The organism is Corynebacterium sp. NML 150383, from assembly GCF_002285085.1.
In the GTDB taxonomy this organism is placed as follows: domain Bacteria; phylum Actinomycetota; class Actinomycetes; order Mycobacteriales; family Mycobacteriaceae; genus Corynebacterium; species Corynebacterium gottingense.
Window position 1 is genome coordinate 1 of the sequence record NZ_NSGK01000016.1, and the last position, 14,901, is coordinate 14,901.

Annotated in this window: 13 protein-coding genes and 1 pseudogene; 5 read left to right on the forward strand and 9 right to left on the reverse strand. The window is 66.3% G+C overall.

The annotated features are described in order from the left end of the window. Positions 1 to 248 (forward strand): annotated as a pseudogene (locus CKJ85_RS11940) (HNH endonuclease); the annotation flags it as partial. A 55-nt stretch (positions 249 to 303) separates the two neighbouring features. Here the strand turns inward: CKJ85_RS11940 and CKJ85_RS11355 are convergent. The 3 genes from CKJ85_RS11355 to CKJ85_RS11365 form a co-directional block, all read right to left on the reverse strand. Further along, entirely contained in the window at positions 304 to 1,521 is a 1,218-nt protein-coding gene (locus CKJ85_RS11355; RefSeq protein WP_165765356.1) for an FAD-binding oxidoreductase, read from the reverse strand. 238 nt (positions 1,522 to 1,759) lie between these two features. Then, the gene (locus CKJ85_RS11360; protein WP_095554385.1) at positions 1,760 to 4,288 is read right to left on the reverse strand and encodes an RNA helicase; all 2,529 of its coding nucleotides are present in this window, start codon (positions 4,286 to 4,288) and stop codon (positions 1,760 to 1,762) included. A 43-nt stretch (positions 4,289 to 4,331) separates the two neighbouring features. Further along, positions 4,332 to 5,387 carry a PAC2 family protein gene (locus CKJ85_RS11365; protein ID WP_095534735.1) on the reverse strand — a complete coding sequence of 352 codons (1,056 nt, stop codon included), beginning with the start codon at positions 5,385 to 5,387 and terminating at the stop codon, positions 4,332 to 4,334. Between the two features lie 202 nt (positions 5,388 to 5,589). Between CKJ85_RS11365 and CKJ85_RS11370 the strand changes: the two genes are divergently transcribed. Further along, positions 5,590 to 6,786 (forward strand): DUF4192 domain-containing protein, encoded by a 1,197-nt coding sequence (locus CKJ85_RS11370; RefSeq protein ID WP_095554386.1) that lies wholly within the window; start codon positions 5,590 to 5,592, stop codon positions 6,784 to 6,786. Position 6,787: 1 nt separating this feature from the next. On the opposite strand, the gene galE is transcribed toward CKJ85_RS11370, so the two are convergent. From galE to CKJ85_RS11400, 6 genes are all read right to left on the reverse strand, one after another. After that, positions 6,788 to 7,756 carry a UDP-glucose 4-epimerase GalE gene (gene galE / locus CKJ85_RS11375; RefSeq protein WP_095534733.1) on the reverse strand — a complete coding sequence of 323 codons (969 nt, stop codon included), beginning with the start codon at positions 7,754 to 7,756 and terminating at the stop codon, positions 6,788 to 6,790. Between the two features lie 3 nt (positions 7,757 to 7,759). Next, the gene (locus CKJ85_RS11380; RefSeq protein WP_095536686.1) at positions 7,760 to 8,452 is read right to left on the reverse strand and encodes a metal-dependent transcriptional regulator; all 693 of its coding nucleotides are present in this window, start codon (positions 8,450 to 8,452) and stop codon (positions 7,760 to 7,762) included. Between the two features lie 94 nt (positions 8,453 to 8,546). Further along, positions 8,547 to 9,539 (reverse strand): sigma-70 family RNA polymerase sigma factor, encoded by a 993-nt coding sequence (locus CKJ85_RS11385; RefSeq protein WP_095278973.1) that lies wholly within the window; start codon positions 9,537 to 9,539, stop codon positions 8,547 to 8,549. Positions 9,540 to 9,726: 187 nt separating this feature from the next. Continuing rightward, positions 9,727 to 10,161 carry a D-aminoacyl-tRNA deacylase gene (gene dtd, locus CKJ85_RS11390; protein ID WP_095536685.1) on the reverse strand — a complete coding sequence of 145 codons (435 nt, stop codon included), beginning with the start codon at positions 10,159 to 10,161 and terminating at the stop codon, positions 9,727 to 9,729. After that, positions 10,161 to 11,708 (reverse strand): methyltransferase, encoded by a 1,548-nt coding sequence (locus CKJ85_RS11395; protein ID WP_095554387.1) that lies wholly within the window; start codon positions 11,706 to 11,708, stop codon positions 10,161 to 10,163. The genes dtd and CKJ85_RS11395 overlap by 1 nt, the downstream gene beginning before the upstream one ends. A 3-nt stretch (positions 11,709 to 11,711) precedes the next feature. Beyond that, complete coding sequence (locus tag CKJ85_RS11400; RefSeq protein ID WP_095554388.1) at positions 11,712 to 12,215, reverse strand: DUF3099 domain-containing protein; 504 nt, start codon at positions 12,213 to 12,215, stop codon at positions 11,712 to 11,714. Positions 12,216 to 12,265: 50 nt separating this feature from the next. On the opposite strand from CKJ85_RS11400, the gene CKJ85_RS11405 reads away from it, so the two are divergent. The 3 genes from CKJ85_RS11405 to CKJ85_RS11415 are packed head-to-tail and all read left to right on the forward strand — an operon-like array spanning position 12,266 to position 14,868. Next, on the forward strand, positions 12,266 to 12,520 hold the full coding sequence (locus tag CKJ85_RS11405) for a DUF3039 domain-containing protein (protein ID WP_095278982.1): 255 nt from the start codon (positions 12,266 to 12,268) through the stop codon (positions 12,518 to 12,520). Next, positions 12,517 to 14,292, forward strand: coding sequence for a DEAD/DEAH box helicase (locus tag CKJ85_RS11410; protein ID WP_095554389.1), 1,776 nt, complete (start codon positions 12,517 to 12,519; stop codon positions 14,290 to 14,292). The genes CKJ85_RS11405 and CKJ85_RS11410 overlap by 4 nt, the downstream gene beginning before the upstream one ends. A gap of 54 nt (positions 14,293 to 14,346) precedes the next feature. Further along, entirely contained in the window at positions 14,347 to 14,868 is a 522-nt protein-coding gene (locus tag CKJ85_RS11415; protein WP_095554390.1) for a DUF4190 domain-containing protein, read from the forward strand. Positions 14,869 to 14,901 lie beyond the last annotated feature (33 nt).

Below are 14,901 nucleotides of genomic sequence, written 5' to 3' on the forward strand. Positions count from 1 at the left end.
AAGACTGCACCGTACCAGCCACACGCTGCCAGGCGCACCACATGAGCGAACACCGCCACGGCGGCGAGACCACGCCTGCGAACCTTGGTTGGTTGTGCCAGTACCACAACTCGCAGGCCGCGACCGGCGCCCGGGGCCACACCGAACGGCGGGACGGACAGATCTATTACGTCTCGCCATACGGAAACGCCACCCCCACCGGCACCGACCACACCGCCCGCGCGCCGCACCGAAGACCCGCGCATTAGCCACCGCATGCGCCAGCGCCCCTGGCGCATACACGCATGCCCGAAAGGCGGCGGCCTACAGGCCGGCGAACGGGCTGCGCAGCGGGTCGAACGGCTCGATGGTGCGGTCCACCTCGCCGGTGGCGATCTGCTTGGCCAGCATCTTGCCCGACACCGGGCCGAGGACGATGCCCCACATGCCGTGGCCGCCGTTGGTGTACACGTTGGGCACCTTGGTCGCGCCGACGAGCGGCAGGCCGTCCGGGGTCACGGGGCGCGAGCCGACCCACTCGTCCTGGCGGTCGTCCCAGTCGATGCCGCGGAACATCGGCTTCGTCGCATGGATCATGGAGGCGACGCGGCCCGGCTGGAACGCCTCGTCGGGGCCCCGGAACTCCATCGTGCCCGCCACGCGCAGGCGGCCCTGGTACGGCGTGCAGGCGATCTTCTGTTCCGGTAAGTAGACGGGGCACTCGGGCACGGTCTCTGTCTCTACGCTGAACGAGTAGCCGCGCCCCGCCTGCACCATGGTGGTGACGCCCAGCTCGCGCGCCAGTGCGGGCATCCACGCGCCGGTGGCGATCACGACGACGTCGGCAGGCTTCCATTCGCCCGTGGACAGCTGCACGGCCGGTTTGCGGGTGGAGGTCACCTTCGTCACTTCGGCGCCGGTGGTGATGGTGCCGCCGCGCGCGGTGAACGAGTCGGCGATGGCCTGGCAGTAAGGACCGGGCTCGATGAAGCGTTGGCCTTGCATGCGGTAGATCGCCTTGACATTGTCGGTGAGCATGGGGGCGTGCTCGCGGGCGTCGTCAAGCGAAATCGGCTCGAACGGGATCTCCTGGCCGTGGCGGATGGCCCCGTCGACCTCCTTGAGGAAGCCCTTGGCCTGCGACTGTGACTCGAAGCCGATGATGTACGGCGAGCGGTAGGACTTTGAGGTCACGCCGCCCGCTTCGAGGTCGTCGAAGGCGGCGAGCGAGGCCATGTCGGCAGGGGTCAGGCCGGCCATGGTCTTGTCCCACGCGCGCTGCGTGGCGTGCGCCATGAACTGCGCGCAGAACGCCCACAGCTTCGGGTCGACGCGCACGGGGACGGAGAGCGCGGCGTTGCGATCGAAGAGCGCGGTCGGCCCGTACGCCCAGAGGCTGGAGTTGGACAGCGGGATCGTCTTGCCGGGCGCGAGCCAGCCGGCGTTGCCCCACGAGGAGCCGCCCGCGACGCCAATTTTGTCTACGACCTCAACGTCGTACCCGTATTCCTGCAGGAACCATGCGGTGGACAGGCCTGTCATGCCTGCGCCGATCACGAGCGCACGAGTCAATTGTGTTACTCCTCACAAATTGTCGGATTGTGTTTGGAACAACAATGTACCGCAAGCCAGTGAGGTGAATGTCACGTTCGCTGGGTGAATTTTACGCACTGCATATTGTGCAAGTTATGCAGCGGCGCGCATGAAAAGCCCAGCTCACGTACCTGTCTATCCACAGAAAAGGGGCATGCTTATCGACGCCACGCCACCCCCAAAAGAGCTACCCCTCCCGCAATTCCAAAGATTGGAGGCGGACCTCTCCCGCCTCATCGGAGGCGTCCAAGTCCACGACGCCGTGGAATTGGAACGCGTTGTCGTCCTCCGGGTCCTTGAGGATCTGGGTGACCTCCCAGGTGCGCCCGGTGGTGTCGCCAAGCCGGAAGTACTCGGGTCCACGAGCGTCGGGACCGGTGTCGACGTCGTCGTACTCGTCGAAGTAGTCGTCCATCCCTGCGGGGAAGTCGGGGCGCGCGTCCGGGTCAAGGTAGTCGAACATCTCGTCCAGCTCGCGCTCCTTCTCCAGCGCGAAAAGTTCGGCGAGGCGGAAGAAGGCGTTGCGGACCATGATGGTGAAGGCGCGCCGGTTGGCGGTGAGGGCGTTCGGGTCCTCGACACCGAACGCCAGCTCGCGGTCCAGCGTCGCCTGGTCGATGGGGGAGTCTTCGTCGGCCATGTGCGCCCATTCGTCGATAAGCGACGAGTCCACCTGGCGGATCAACTCCCCGAGCCACACGATGATGTCTTCGAGCTCCTCGTTCATGTTGGCTTCGGGGATGGAATGGGACAGCGTGCGCCACGCGTCGGTGAGGTAGCGCAGCACCACGCCCTCGCTGCGCGCGAGGCCGTACGTGGCGATGAGGTCGGAAAACGTCATGGCGTGTTCGATCATGTCGCGCACGACGGACTTCGGCGCGAGCTCGAACTCTTTCGCCCACGGGTTGCCCTGGCAAAAGGTGTCGAAGGCCTCGTCGAGTTCGTCAGCAAGCGGCTTCGGGTAGGTGACGTCCTCGATGAGCGCCATGCGCTCGGTGTAGTCCACGCCGTCCGCCTTAAGCGCGGCGATTTCCTCGCCGCGGGCGGCGGATTGCTGTGCCTGGAGGAGCTGGCGGGGGTCGTCGAGAATTGCTTCAAACGTCGAGATGACGTCGAGCGCGTAGGTGTCGGACTCGGGGTCCAAGATGGTGAGGAACGCGAGCGCGAACGGTGACAACGGCTGGTTGAGCGCAAAGTCGCGGTCCAGTTCCCGGGTGAGCGTGTAGGGGCGGAATGCGGGCGAGTCGGGCGTGCGCTCGACGACGCCCGCGTTGATCAGCCCGCGGAACAAGTCGACCGCGGTGAGGATGTCTCGGTTCTGCTTCGCCCGCGAGTCGTGGTTGGTGCGCAGCAGGTGGCGCATGTGCTCGTAGCCGTCGCCCGGGCGGGCCACCACGTTGAGCAGCATCGAGTTGGACACGCTGAACTGGCTGGTCAGCTCCTCCGGCTCCGCGGTGGTGAGCCGGTTGAACGTGTCCTCGGACCAGGAGACCTCGCCGTCGCGGGCGGACTTCTTCCGCAGCTTCTTGCGCTTCTTCGGGTCGTCGCCGGCCTTCCTGCGCAGCTTCACGTTCTCAATCTCGTGCTCCGGCGCCTCCACAACGACAGTGCCCTCCGTGTCGTAGCCGGCGCGCCCGGCCCGGCCGGCAATCTGGTGGAACTCGCGGGATTTGAGGATGCGCTGGCGCGTCCCGTCGTACTTGGCCAGGCCGGTCATCACCACGGTGCGGATCGGCACGTTAATGCCCACGCCCAGCGTGTCGGTACCACAGATCACTTTGAGAAGGCCGGTTTGTGAGAGCCGCTCCACCAAGCGGCGGTACTTGGGCAGCATGCCGGCGTGGTGGATACCGATGCCGCGCCGCACCAGCTTGGACAGCGTCTTGCCAAAGGTTGTGGTGAAGCGGAACGAGCCGATCTCTTCGGCGATGCGCCGCTTCTCCTCGTCGGTGATGATCTTCAGGCTGGTCAGCGCCTGGGCGCGCTCGGTAGCTTCGCGCTGGGAGAAGTGGACGACGTAGATGGGGGCTTTGCCATCGTCGAGAAGCTGCTCGATCGTCTCGTGGACCGGGGTGAACACGTAGTGGAAATCGAGCGGCACGGGGCGCTCGGACCCGCCGACGTAGGTGGTTTGGCGGCCCGTGCGTGAGGTGAGGTCTTGCTCCAGCCAGGCGGTGTCGCCGAGCGTTGCAGACATGAGCAGGAACTGCGCCTTCGGCAGCTCGAGGAGCGGTACCTGCCAGGCCCAGCCGCGGTCGGGCTCGGAGTAATAGTGGAACTCGTCCATGACCACCTGGTCTATCTTCGCGTCCTTGCCCTCGCGCAGGGCAATATTTGCGACGATCTCCGCCGTCGCCGCGATAATCGGCGCAGACCCGTTGACCGTCGCGTCGCCGGTCATCATGCCGACGTTTTCGGCGCCGAAGATCTCGCACAGGGCGAAGAACTTCTCGCTGACCAGCGCCTTGATCGGCGCGGTGTAGAACGTGCGCTGCCCGCGGGTCAGGGCGATGAAGTGCGCCGCGTTGGCCACCATGGACTTGCCGGACCCGGTGGGGGTGGCGAGGATGACGTTGTCACCGGCGAGCAGCGCGAGCGACGCTTCCTCTTGCGCCGGGTACAGCGAGATGCCGCGGGACGAGGTCCAGGAGAGGAAGGAGTCCCACGCGGCTTCGTCGAGAAGCGGTGCGGGGACGTCGGCGAGATCGGCGAGCATGTCAGATAAAGTCACGCTCACCACCGTAGCCGAGGGGCGAAACCTACTCGTCGTCGTCCGGTTTTTCCGGGTCTGCAGGGTCTTCAGGGTCGATGAGGAAGTGGTCCATCAGCAAATTGTTCTCATCGTCGCCGAACGGCAGGCTCAGCTGCTGTTCGTCCTGGCCGAGCACGCGGTCGCGGTCCTCGATGGCGGTGAGATAGTTCTCAAACGCGTCGCTGATCTCCTCGCCGCTCGGCACCTGCGCCTCGCCCGGCATCATGGCCTGCGGGTGGCGCTCGCGGTAGTCACTGATCTCCTTGTCGTAGTGCTCCTCCAGCGCGTGGACTACGTGGGCGATCTCGTCGGAACCGGCCATCTGCTCGGCCAGCTGCTGCGACACCCGCGTGATGTCCGACTCCAGCGCGCGCAGCGGGAACTTCAGCTTGGTCGCGTCCTCGATGGACTGGAGCAGCTGGAACGTCGCGTGCGGGTACGGGGACGACGCCACGTAGTGGGGCACGTGCGCTGTGAACCCGGCGACGGGCTTGCCGCGCTTGTGCAGGGCGCGCTCGATGAGGATCGATGCAGAGCCGGGCACCGTGACCATGCCGTCGAAGGTGTACATGTTGCCCACCAGCTCGCTGCTGTTGCCGTGTGCCGAGACGACCAGCGGGCGGGTGTGCGGGGCGCCCATCGGCGCCGCGTAGAGGCAGATCGTCTGCGCGACGCCGAAGCGCTGCGCCAGGTCGCTCACGGCCTCGCTGAACGCCTCCCACCGCAGGTCGGGCTCGGGGCCGGACAGGAGGAGGAAGGAGCGCCCTGCTTCGTCACGAAGCACGCGCAGGTCCAGCTGCAGGTCATCGATGTCCGTGATCTCGTGCTGCGCGATGGTCACCGCGGGGCGGCGCGAGCGGTAGTCAATGAGCTCATCGTTGCTAAACGTGGCGAGCGTGCGGGAGTCCAGCGCCGCCTTGAGGTGCTCGGCGGCTCCCTCGACGGCGTGGCCGGCGTCGGCGTAACCCTGCATTGCCACCACGAGCGCCGGGCCGTTCGCGGATTCCTCGCCGACGGAGGGCGCCGGGTATTCCAGTTCATACATGCGAGACGTATCAGACATGTGCTTCCTCCCAAATGATCTCGCGGTACGCCATATTGCCCGGACAAATGCCGGGTGGCGTACCTTTTCGCATTATCAAAGACAACTACGCCAGGGGTGAAACTATTCCACGCGTCCCGCGCCAAGGTGGCAACAATGATACCGCAGCAAAGAAGTTTCCCGGACGAGGGAACCGAGGCGGTGCTTTTTGCGTCCAATATGTATGAAGCAATCACGAAACTTTGACGCCAATGACCACCGCCCCAACAACCCGCCGTACGGCCCCGCCGAACTCATCGCCTGCATCCCAGGCGCGCTCGGCTTCTACCCGCAAGAATCCCTCGTCCTCATTGGCCTGAGTCACGCCGGCGAGGACTCCACCTCGTACACGGTCGGCCCGATCGTGCGCGCTGATCTGGCGAGTGAGGAGCAGATTGCGTTCGGGCTGCGGGCGCTTTTCGACGCCCACCAGGACCTCCACCTCGCCGTCATCATCACCCGCATCCCGAACTCGGATTTGGCGATGGAAACCGCCTACTTCCTCCAGTCCCTGGATACCCAGCTCGACCTCCCGCCGCTCGCCGCGTGCTGGCACGTCTCCGAGATCGCCGCGGGCACGCCCTACACCCTGCTTTTCGACGCCACCAGCCCCCAACTCTTCCCCGCACACCACGAGCGCACCGCCGCCCCCGCCTCGTACTTCTCCGGCACCGTGCCGTCGATCGTGCACGCGCCAACCATGCGCGGATTGCTTGACAACGGCATGCTTCCAGAGCTTCGTCGCGAGGACATGCACCTCTTCTTCGAATCCGACAATTCCGGCGACCTGCGCCGATGCCGCGCGCTTTACGACGCCGCGTATCACTCCGGCCGCCGTCTCATCCAACAACTCGCGCCGCACCCGGCAGGCGCCGGCGAGGGCTGCGGCGACAGGTGGGACGCCATCAACCTGATCGAGGACGGCTGCGTGACGCTCATCCATGGCGGCGCGGGCAACCCGGAGTTTCCGGCGGGGACGTCACGCCGGCCGCTGCAGTTGAGCGACTGCTTCCGCGACGACGAGGAGATCGTCCTGCTGGCCTCGCTGCTGTCCCGCAGTAAGCTGCGCGATTGTCTCGTCGAAGACGTCCTCGAGCACTCCGCGACGGCCGCTCAGGCGCTGCTGCTCATCGCGCGAAACTTTACGGGTGTTATCCGCGCGAATGCGCTGAGCTTGTGGGCGCTCGCAGCGGCGGCGTCGGGCCTGGAGCCGTGGGCGTTCGCGGCGCTGCGCGCGGCCCAGGACGAGGTGCCAGGGCATTCGCTGTCCGCGGTGCAGCGCCAGCTGATGGCGATCGGCGAGTGGCAAGGGATGGTCAACACCGCACTCGCCGGGTGCCGCGAGTCGTGGGACGACCTGCTCCGCGAGCAGGCGGCGTGACTCAAGCACCCCCGTGGCGGGCGGAGGTGAAGTCCCACGCGTCTTGGACGATGGTGCGCAGGTCGGTGCGCGTGGGGTTCCAGCCCAGCTGGCGCTTGATCTTGTCCGAAGAGGCGATGAGCACGGCCGGGTCGCCGGCGCGGCGGGGTGCGACCTCGGCCGGGATCTCGTGGCCGGTGACCTCGCGGCACATCTCGACGACCTGGCGGACGGAGTAGCCGTCGCCGGAGCCAAGGTTGTAGATCTCGTGGGTGCCTGGGGTATTCGCCTCGAGTGCGAGCACGTGGGCGTCGGCAAGATCCCTCACGTGGATGTAATCGCGAACGCAGGTGCCGTCGGTGGTGGGCCAGTCGTCGCCGAACATCTTGATGGCGTCGCGCTGGCCGAGGGCAACCTGCAGCACGATGGGGATGAGGTGCGTCTCGGTGCGGTGACGCTCGCCGTAGTCGCCGTACGCGCCGGCAACGTTGAAGTACCGCAGACTCGTCGCGCCGATGCCGTAGGCCTGGCAGTAGGAGGTGATGGCGTAATCGATGGACAGCTTCGTCGCCCCGTAGGTGTTGGTGGGGCGGGTTGGGGCGTCCTCGGTGATGGGCACTGCCTCCGGCTCGCCATAGGTGGCGGCGGTGGAGGAGAACACGAGCGAGTGCACGCCGTGTGCGCGCATCGCGTTGAGCAAGGTGAGTGAGACCTCGAGGTTGTCGCGCCAGTACTCGGCGGGAACCTCCATGGATTCGCCGACCAGCGAGCGGGCGGCGAAGTGGAGCACGCCGTCGACGTCGCCGGCGGACAGGACGCGGTCGATGACGTCGGAAATATGGCCCTCGACCAACGTTGCCCCGTTGGGGACGGCGTCGCGGTTGCCGGTGCTGAAGTCGTCGATGACGATGACGTCGTGGCCAGCCTCGACGAGCACAGCAGCGCATACGCTGCCCACGTAGCCGGCACCGCCGGTGACTACAAGCTTCACGGGTTAATCCTCCACTGGGGTGACGCGCAGTGCGTGCGCGAGTTCGGGTGAGAGTTCGACGCGTTCGCCGTCCTTGGTGGTGAGCATGATCGCGCCACCGTCGTGCTGCTCGAGGGTGACCTGCGAGCCGACGAAGGACGCGACGCCGACAGTCGGGGAGACGGTTGCGGAGAGCTGCTGCAAGATCTCGCTCACTTGCACCACCGTCACCTCGGTCGGGCCGTCGAGCTCGAGGTCGCTCGCGCGGGTGCCGTACGCGGTTTCGGAGCTCGGCGTGGCGTCGAGCTCTTCCAACGCCGGGATCGGGTTGCCAAACGGGGAGCGGGTCGGGTTGCCCAGCACGGCGACGACGCGGCGCTCCACGTCCTCGCTCATGACGTGCTCCCATCGGCACGCTTCGTCGTGGACCTGCGCGATGTTGAGCTGTAGGACGTCGGTCAGCAGCAGCTCGGCCAGGCGGTGCTTGCGCATCACTGCGGTGGCGCGCTGGCGCCCCGCCGGGGTAAGCGCGAGGGAGCGGTCCGGCTGGACCACGAGCAGGCCGTCGCGCTCCATGCGCGAGACCGTTTGCGAGACGGTCGGGCCGGATTGCTCAAGGCGCTCCGCGATGCGCGCGCGCAGCGGCGTGATGCCTTCTTCCTCTAGCTCGTACACAGTTCTCAAGTACATCTCGGTCGTGTCGACGAGATCACGCATGCTGCCTCTCCCTCTGAGTCACTCTGTGCAGACGGTCTGCGCGAGTCATTTCGCGCACAGACCATCCAAGCCCTGCAAGTGTACGCGCGGTGCACTAGGCGTAGTCGCGCAGCCGGTCGGCGCGGTCGCCGACGCGCAACTTGGCCATAACCTCGCGCTCAATTTGGCGCACGCGCTCGCGCGACAGGCCGAACTGGCGGCCAATCTGGTCCAAGGTGCGCGGCACGCCGTCGGTCAGGCCGTAGCGCAGGCGAATCACGTCCTGTTCGCGTTCCTCCAGGCCTGCGATGATGTCCTCGATGTCGTCGTGGCGCAGGGTCGAGACCACAGCGTCTTCGGCGTCCGTCGCCTCAGCGTCCTCGATAAAGTCACCGAGCGGCGCCTCCTCGTCCGCGCCGACAGGCATATCCAGGCTCACCGGGTCGCGCGACTGGCGCAGCAGCATCTCAATCTTGGACTCCTCGATGCCGGACTCCTCGGAGAGCTCCTCATTCGTAGGTTCGCGGCCCAGGGACTGGTACATCTCGCGGCGGATGCGCGAGAGCTTATTCACCTGCTCCACCAAGTGGACTGGTAGGCGAATCGTGCGCGACTGGTCCGCCATCCCGCGTGTGATGGCCTGGCGGATCCACCAGGTGGCGTAGGTGGAGAACTTGAACCCCTTGGCGTAGTCGAACTTTTCCATGGCACGGATCAGCCCGAGGTTGCCTTCCTGGATCAGGTCCAGCAGCGGCATTCCGCGCCCCGTATACCGTTTTGCCAGCGAGACCACGAGGCGCAGGTTGGCTTCCAGCAGGTGTGAGCGCGCTTTGCGCCCTTCCTTGGCCAGGATCTTCATGTCACGCTTCTTGGCGCGGGTGAGCGTGACCTCCGGGTCGTCCAGCAGGTGCTGGGCGTAAAGGCCTACCTCGATCTGCTGGGCCAGCTCGACCTCTTCCTCAGCGTTCAACAGGGCCGTTTTGCCGATACCGTTGAGGTACACGCGCACGAGGTCCGCCGACGGATTGTCATTGGTCTGATTTCGGCGGCTACCGCGGTCAACGTTTTCTTCGTTGCCCGCATCACGAGCGTGGTCCGGCTGAGTCATGAAGAGCTGCCTCCTTGAAAGGGGTTCGAACCGTAAGTTCAGTCTTATAGATCAAACGGAGCAACGCTCCCGATTGTTCCGGCTGAGCGTAAATATTATGCAACGCGCGTCTGCCTCGCTCGACTCTCAGCATCACTCCAGGAACTTCTTCCCTAGAACGTGGGTAGCGGCCAGATTGCGTCCCGTGTCACGCCTCGACGAGGACCGTGAACGGCCCGCTGTTGACGCTCGCCACGTCCATCATCGCGCCGAACCGGCCCTCTTCGACCGTGATGCCGCGGCCGCGGAGCTCCTCTGCGATCTTGGCAATTACCGGTGCAGCTACCTCGCCCGGCGCCGCGTCCGCCCACGACGGCCTGCGTCCCTTCGCCGTACGCCCCATGAGGGTGAACTGGCTGACCAGGAGGACGGGCGCGCCGGCGTCCTGGGCGGAGCGCTCGCCGTCGAGAATGCGCAGCTCCGCGATCTTGCGGGCCATCTTCTCCCAAGCGTCCTCCGCGTCGTCGCGGCCCACGCCGACGAGGGCGAGGATGCCGCCGGTTTCGGGGCAGTCGATCGCCCCGACGACCTCCCCGTCGACGGTGACAGAAGCACTCTCCACTCGCGTCAGTACAGCTTTCATCAGGACTCCTTCGCAATAATCTCAGCGGGCAGGACGAGGCCGTGGCGCACACAATCCACCACAATCGCCGCTGCGTTGTTCTCAAGGCGTGTGTGTTCCGCCGGGTCATCGACGCCTTGCGACGCCACCAGCAACCCCACCACCTCGCGCAGGGGCAACCCCTGTGGGTGGAGGCCAGAGAGAATCGAGACGACACCGTCGTCGACCTCGTGGGTAAAGCGCGGTCCGTCAGTACGCGAAACCCTCGTGACTCGCTGCGCAAAGCCCATCCCGGCCTCGGCGTCGGCGACGCTCACCCTTTCCAGCGCCACGCCCGGGCGGACCATGTACGCGGCATCCAGGATGTCGTCGGTGCCCCTGCCGCGCAGCCATTCGGCCCTGGTGAAGTACTCGTCCACCTCCGGCCCGAGGGGATCCGTGAACGGGTGCGAGAGGTCTTCGGCGGTAATCTCGGTGGGGTTATCGCCGATCTCGCGGAGGAAGATCCACCCGAACCCGATGGCCTCGACGTCGTTGTCGCGGAAGTGTGCAAGCCAGCGCTCGGTGCGCTCGACGGCCTCTGGGGAGCGGACGTCGACCGATTCATCAGCAAGCCAGGTAGAGACGTACTGGCCCGGGTCGACAACATCGCGTTCCAGGACCCAGGCGCTCACACCGCGGGAGGGCAGCCACGAAGCAACGCGCGAGCGCCAGCTCTCGCCGGTGCGGTGGACCCACGCACCGAGGATGCACGCGGTCGCGCCCTCCGCCAGGTGTGCGGGGGCCTGGCCGACAACGAGCTCGGTTGCCCCGTCGAGCGACAACCCCGAATCGCGGTACACGTGGCCCACCTCGGGCAGTCCCACCACGAACGGCGGGTTCGCTACGATCCGGTCGAAGCGCTCGTCGGCAACCGGCTCGAACCACGGGCCCTGGCGCAGCTCGACGTTGTCGATCCGGTTCGCAGCGAGCGTCGCGCGAGCCAGCTCCAGGGCGCGCGGGTGCACATCCGTCGCCACCACGCGCTGCGCAACCCCTGCCTGCGCCACCGCCTGCACCCCCGAGCCGCAACCGAGGTCCAGTACCGTGCCAACCGGCGTCTCCGGCGAGGCGCTGAGCAGCGAGAGCGACGCCGCCCCAACGCCCAGGACGTGGTCGGGCCCCGGCACGTGCGCGGTCATCGACGCATCCAGGTCCGACACGATCAGTCGGTCCTGCCCCGCGAGGACGTGGGGGCGCAGGTCGAGGGCCACGGCGAACCGGTCGTTGGCGGCGGGGCGGATCACGGTGGCGTCGAGAAGCATGCGCACGAGGTCAGGTGTAAGGAGCTCGTCGAGCTGGGCTTGCGACGCCGGCTCGCGCACCAAGAAGAAACGGATCAGGCGCGACAGCGGCGAAGCATCACAGGCGGCGAGCACGACGCCTGGCTCGCCACGGTAGAGCGCCGCAGTCGCGTGGGGACCGAGGTGCTCGGCGATGCCGTCGGCGGTAAAACCGGACGGCGCGAGGGCGTCGGCAAGCGCGCGCACGGCGCTGGGAAGAGACTCGGGGAGCGGTTCGAGAGGCATTGGCTACTCCTTGCTGGCGTCGGGATCGGACTCGATGATAGTGGGGGAGCGGTCGGCGCCAGAGCGCGATTGGCCTGCCTCCAACTGCGCTCGGGCCTGCGCAGCGAGCCGGGCCTCCTCGCGGGCGAGCGCAGGCTTGTACACGTTTTTGTCCCGCTTATCGCGCGCCTCGCCCTGGCCATTGGCAATCATGACGGAGATCCACGGCACCGGGATCGAAATGGAGAAGAAAAGGGCGGCGAACCACCAATGGCCCAGCATCGCGCACAGGACGGAGATGGCGATCAGTGGCACGCGCGCACCCTGCCACAACAGATACTGCTTTTCGCGGCTCTGCAGATCCTGCTCGTGGGTCCGCGTTGCGTCGGTGATGAGCGCGCGCCGGGAGCGCCTCGGGCGGAGCCGGCGGCGGGGCTGCTCCTCGCCCGGCTGGGCGTCGATCGTGTGCGGGTGCGGACCGGGCACGCCCGACTCGGGTTGGTGGAAGGTGTGGTCAGATCCGCTCATAACGCAAAGGGTAGCGGGGCATTGCAAATTCCGACCCACTTTGGGGCATGATGGAAGGCGTGAATACGACGACGAAGACTCTTGAGCGCCCCGACCTCCGGGAGGACACCTCGTCAACCACGGAGGACGGCAAGGAAAAGTTTTTCCACTACGTGCGGAAGGACCAAATCGTGGATTCCGCGATCTCTGGGAAGCAGGTTGTCGCGCTCTGCGGAAAGAAGTTCTCTGTAAAGAAGCAGGCCAAGCCGGGGTCCCCGGTTTGTGCCGATTGCCAGCGGATTTATGAGGGGCTGCGCCGCAAGTGACAGCGTCGACACCAGGGCCTCAGCTCCGTAAATGGCAGCAAGAGGCCCTTGATTCGTTTCTGCGTACAAAACCGCGCGACTTCATGGCCGTGGCAACGCCGGGCGCGGGAAAGACGACGTTCGCGCTGACGCTGGCGAGCACCCTCTTGGCCGACCGCACGGTGCAGCGGCTCATTGTGGTCGTGCCGACGGAGCACCTGAAGCACCAGTGGTCGGAGTCGGCCAAGCGCTTCGGGTTGTCGCTGGACCCCAACTTCACCAACTCGTCCGCGGTGAACCCCTCCTACGACGGCATCGTGGTCACCTACGCGCAGGTGGGCATGCACCCGTTCAAGCACCACGCAGTCGCGTCGGCGCGGCGCAGCTTGGTCATCCTGGACGAGATCCACCACGCCGGCGACTCGAAGAGCTGGGGCGACGGCGTCTATGAGGCGTATAATGACGTGGAGCACCGACTCGCGCTCACCGGTACGCCGTTCCGCTCCGATGACTCGCAGATCCCATTCGTGCGCTACAACGAGGACGGCGAGGGGCACCTCGTCTCCGAGGCCGATTACACCTACGGCTACTCGCACGCGCTCAAAGACGGTGTCGTGCGCCCCGTTGTCTTCCTCGCCTACAGCGGGGAGACAGAATGGCGGGATTCCGCGGGCGAGGAATACTCAGCCCGCCTCGGTGAACCGCTCAACGCGGAGCAAACGGCACGCGCGTGGAAGACGGCACTGGACCCGAAGGGGGACTGGATCCGGCTCGTGCTGCAGGCCGCGCACACGCGCCTGACCAAGATCCGCGCCAACATGCCGGACGCGGGCGGGCTGGTCATCGCCACGAACAAAACCACGGCGCGCGCCTACGCCAAGATGCTCGAGGGGATCTCCAGCACGCCGGTCACGGTGGTGCTTTCCGACGAGCCCGGGTCCTCCGACCGCATCGAGGAGTTTTCGGCGTCCCGCGACGAGTGGATGGTGGCGGTGCGAATGGTTTCCGAGGGCGTCGACGTCCCGCGCCTCTCCGTCGGCGTGTACGCCACCTCCGCATCGACGCCACTGTTCTTTGCCCAGGCAATCGGCCGTTTCGTGCGCTCCCGCATGCCCGGCGAGTCCGCGTCCGTGTTCCTGCCGTCCGTGCCCGTGCTGTTGGGGCTGGCGGAGAACATGGAGGAGGAGCGTGACCACGTCCTGGGCAAGCCGCACCGCGAGCAGGGCTGGTCCGACGAGCTCATTGAGCAAGCCAACCGCCAGGAGAACGAGCCCGACGAGGGGCCGAGCTACGAGTCCATCGGTGCGTCCGCCGAGCTGGATTCGCTGATTTTCGACGGCTCCACCTACGGCACCGCGACCGCAGCTGGTTCCGCCGAGGAACAGGACTTCCTTGGGCTCCCGGGACTGCTGGACGCCGAACAGGTCAAGACCCTGCTGCGCAAGCGGCAGAGCGACCAGCTGGACGCCCGTGAGGCGGAGGAGAAGGCGCGGAAGGCCGCGGAGCGCGAAGCCGCAGAACGGGCGAAAACGCTGGGCGAGCCGGTCGCTGCTGGGCCCGGCGCCGCACCGTCCAAGTCTGGCTCCACCGGCGGCGGGGGCGAGACCGCTGCGGATGAGATCCCCAGGCTGCGCAAGGAGCTGAACACGCGCGTCTCCATCGTCGCGGGCAAGACGGGGCGTCCGCACGGCGCGATCCACACGGAGGCAAAGAAGGCGTGCGGCGGGCCGCCGACCGCACTGTGCAACGCCGAGCAGCTGCAGCAGCGCATTGACTATCTGCGTGGCTGGTAGCGCAAAAGACCGGTAGTGTGGGCGAGTGCACGGCGACGAGTGAAGGAGACGACCATGACAGATCGTTATAACCCGAACCAGGAGGGTCCGTACAACCACCCCGAGGGGTTCTCGGGCTACGGGGAGCACCCGCAGCCAGGTCAGCCACAGCCGGGCCAGCCGGGCCAGCAATGGCAGTACGGCGGCGGTGCCGCCTACGGTGGCGCGTACCCGCAGGGCGAGCCGTATGGGGTACAGAAGAACAACGGCATGGCGCTTGCCGCCATGATCGTGGGTATCCTCGCCATGCTTGCAATCATTACGATCGTCGGCGGGGTGTTCCTCGGTGTTATCGCGATCATCCTCGGCATTTTGGGGATCCGGAGCGCGAAGAAGATCGCCGGTCCGGGCGCGCGGAAGGGGATGGCCATCGCCGGCATCGTTCTCGGCGCGATCGCCTCGCTGCTCAGCGTGGTGTTTATGCTCGTCGGTGTCGGACTCGTTTCTACCCTCGTCGGGGAGTGCGACCACTTGGTGGATGACACGGCCGCTTACGAAAAGTGCGTGGAAGATGTCGCGGAGCGTGAGTTTGGCTAATTCAGCCGTACATAAAAGCGGTGCCCCGCCCGG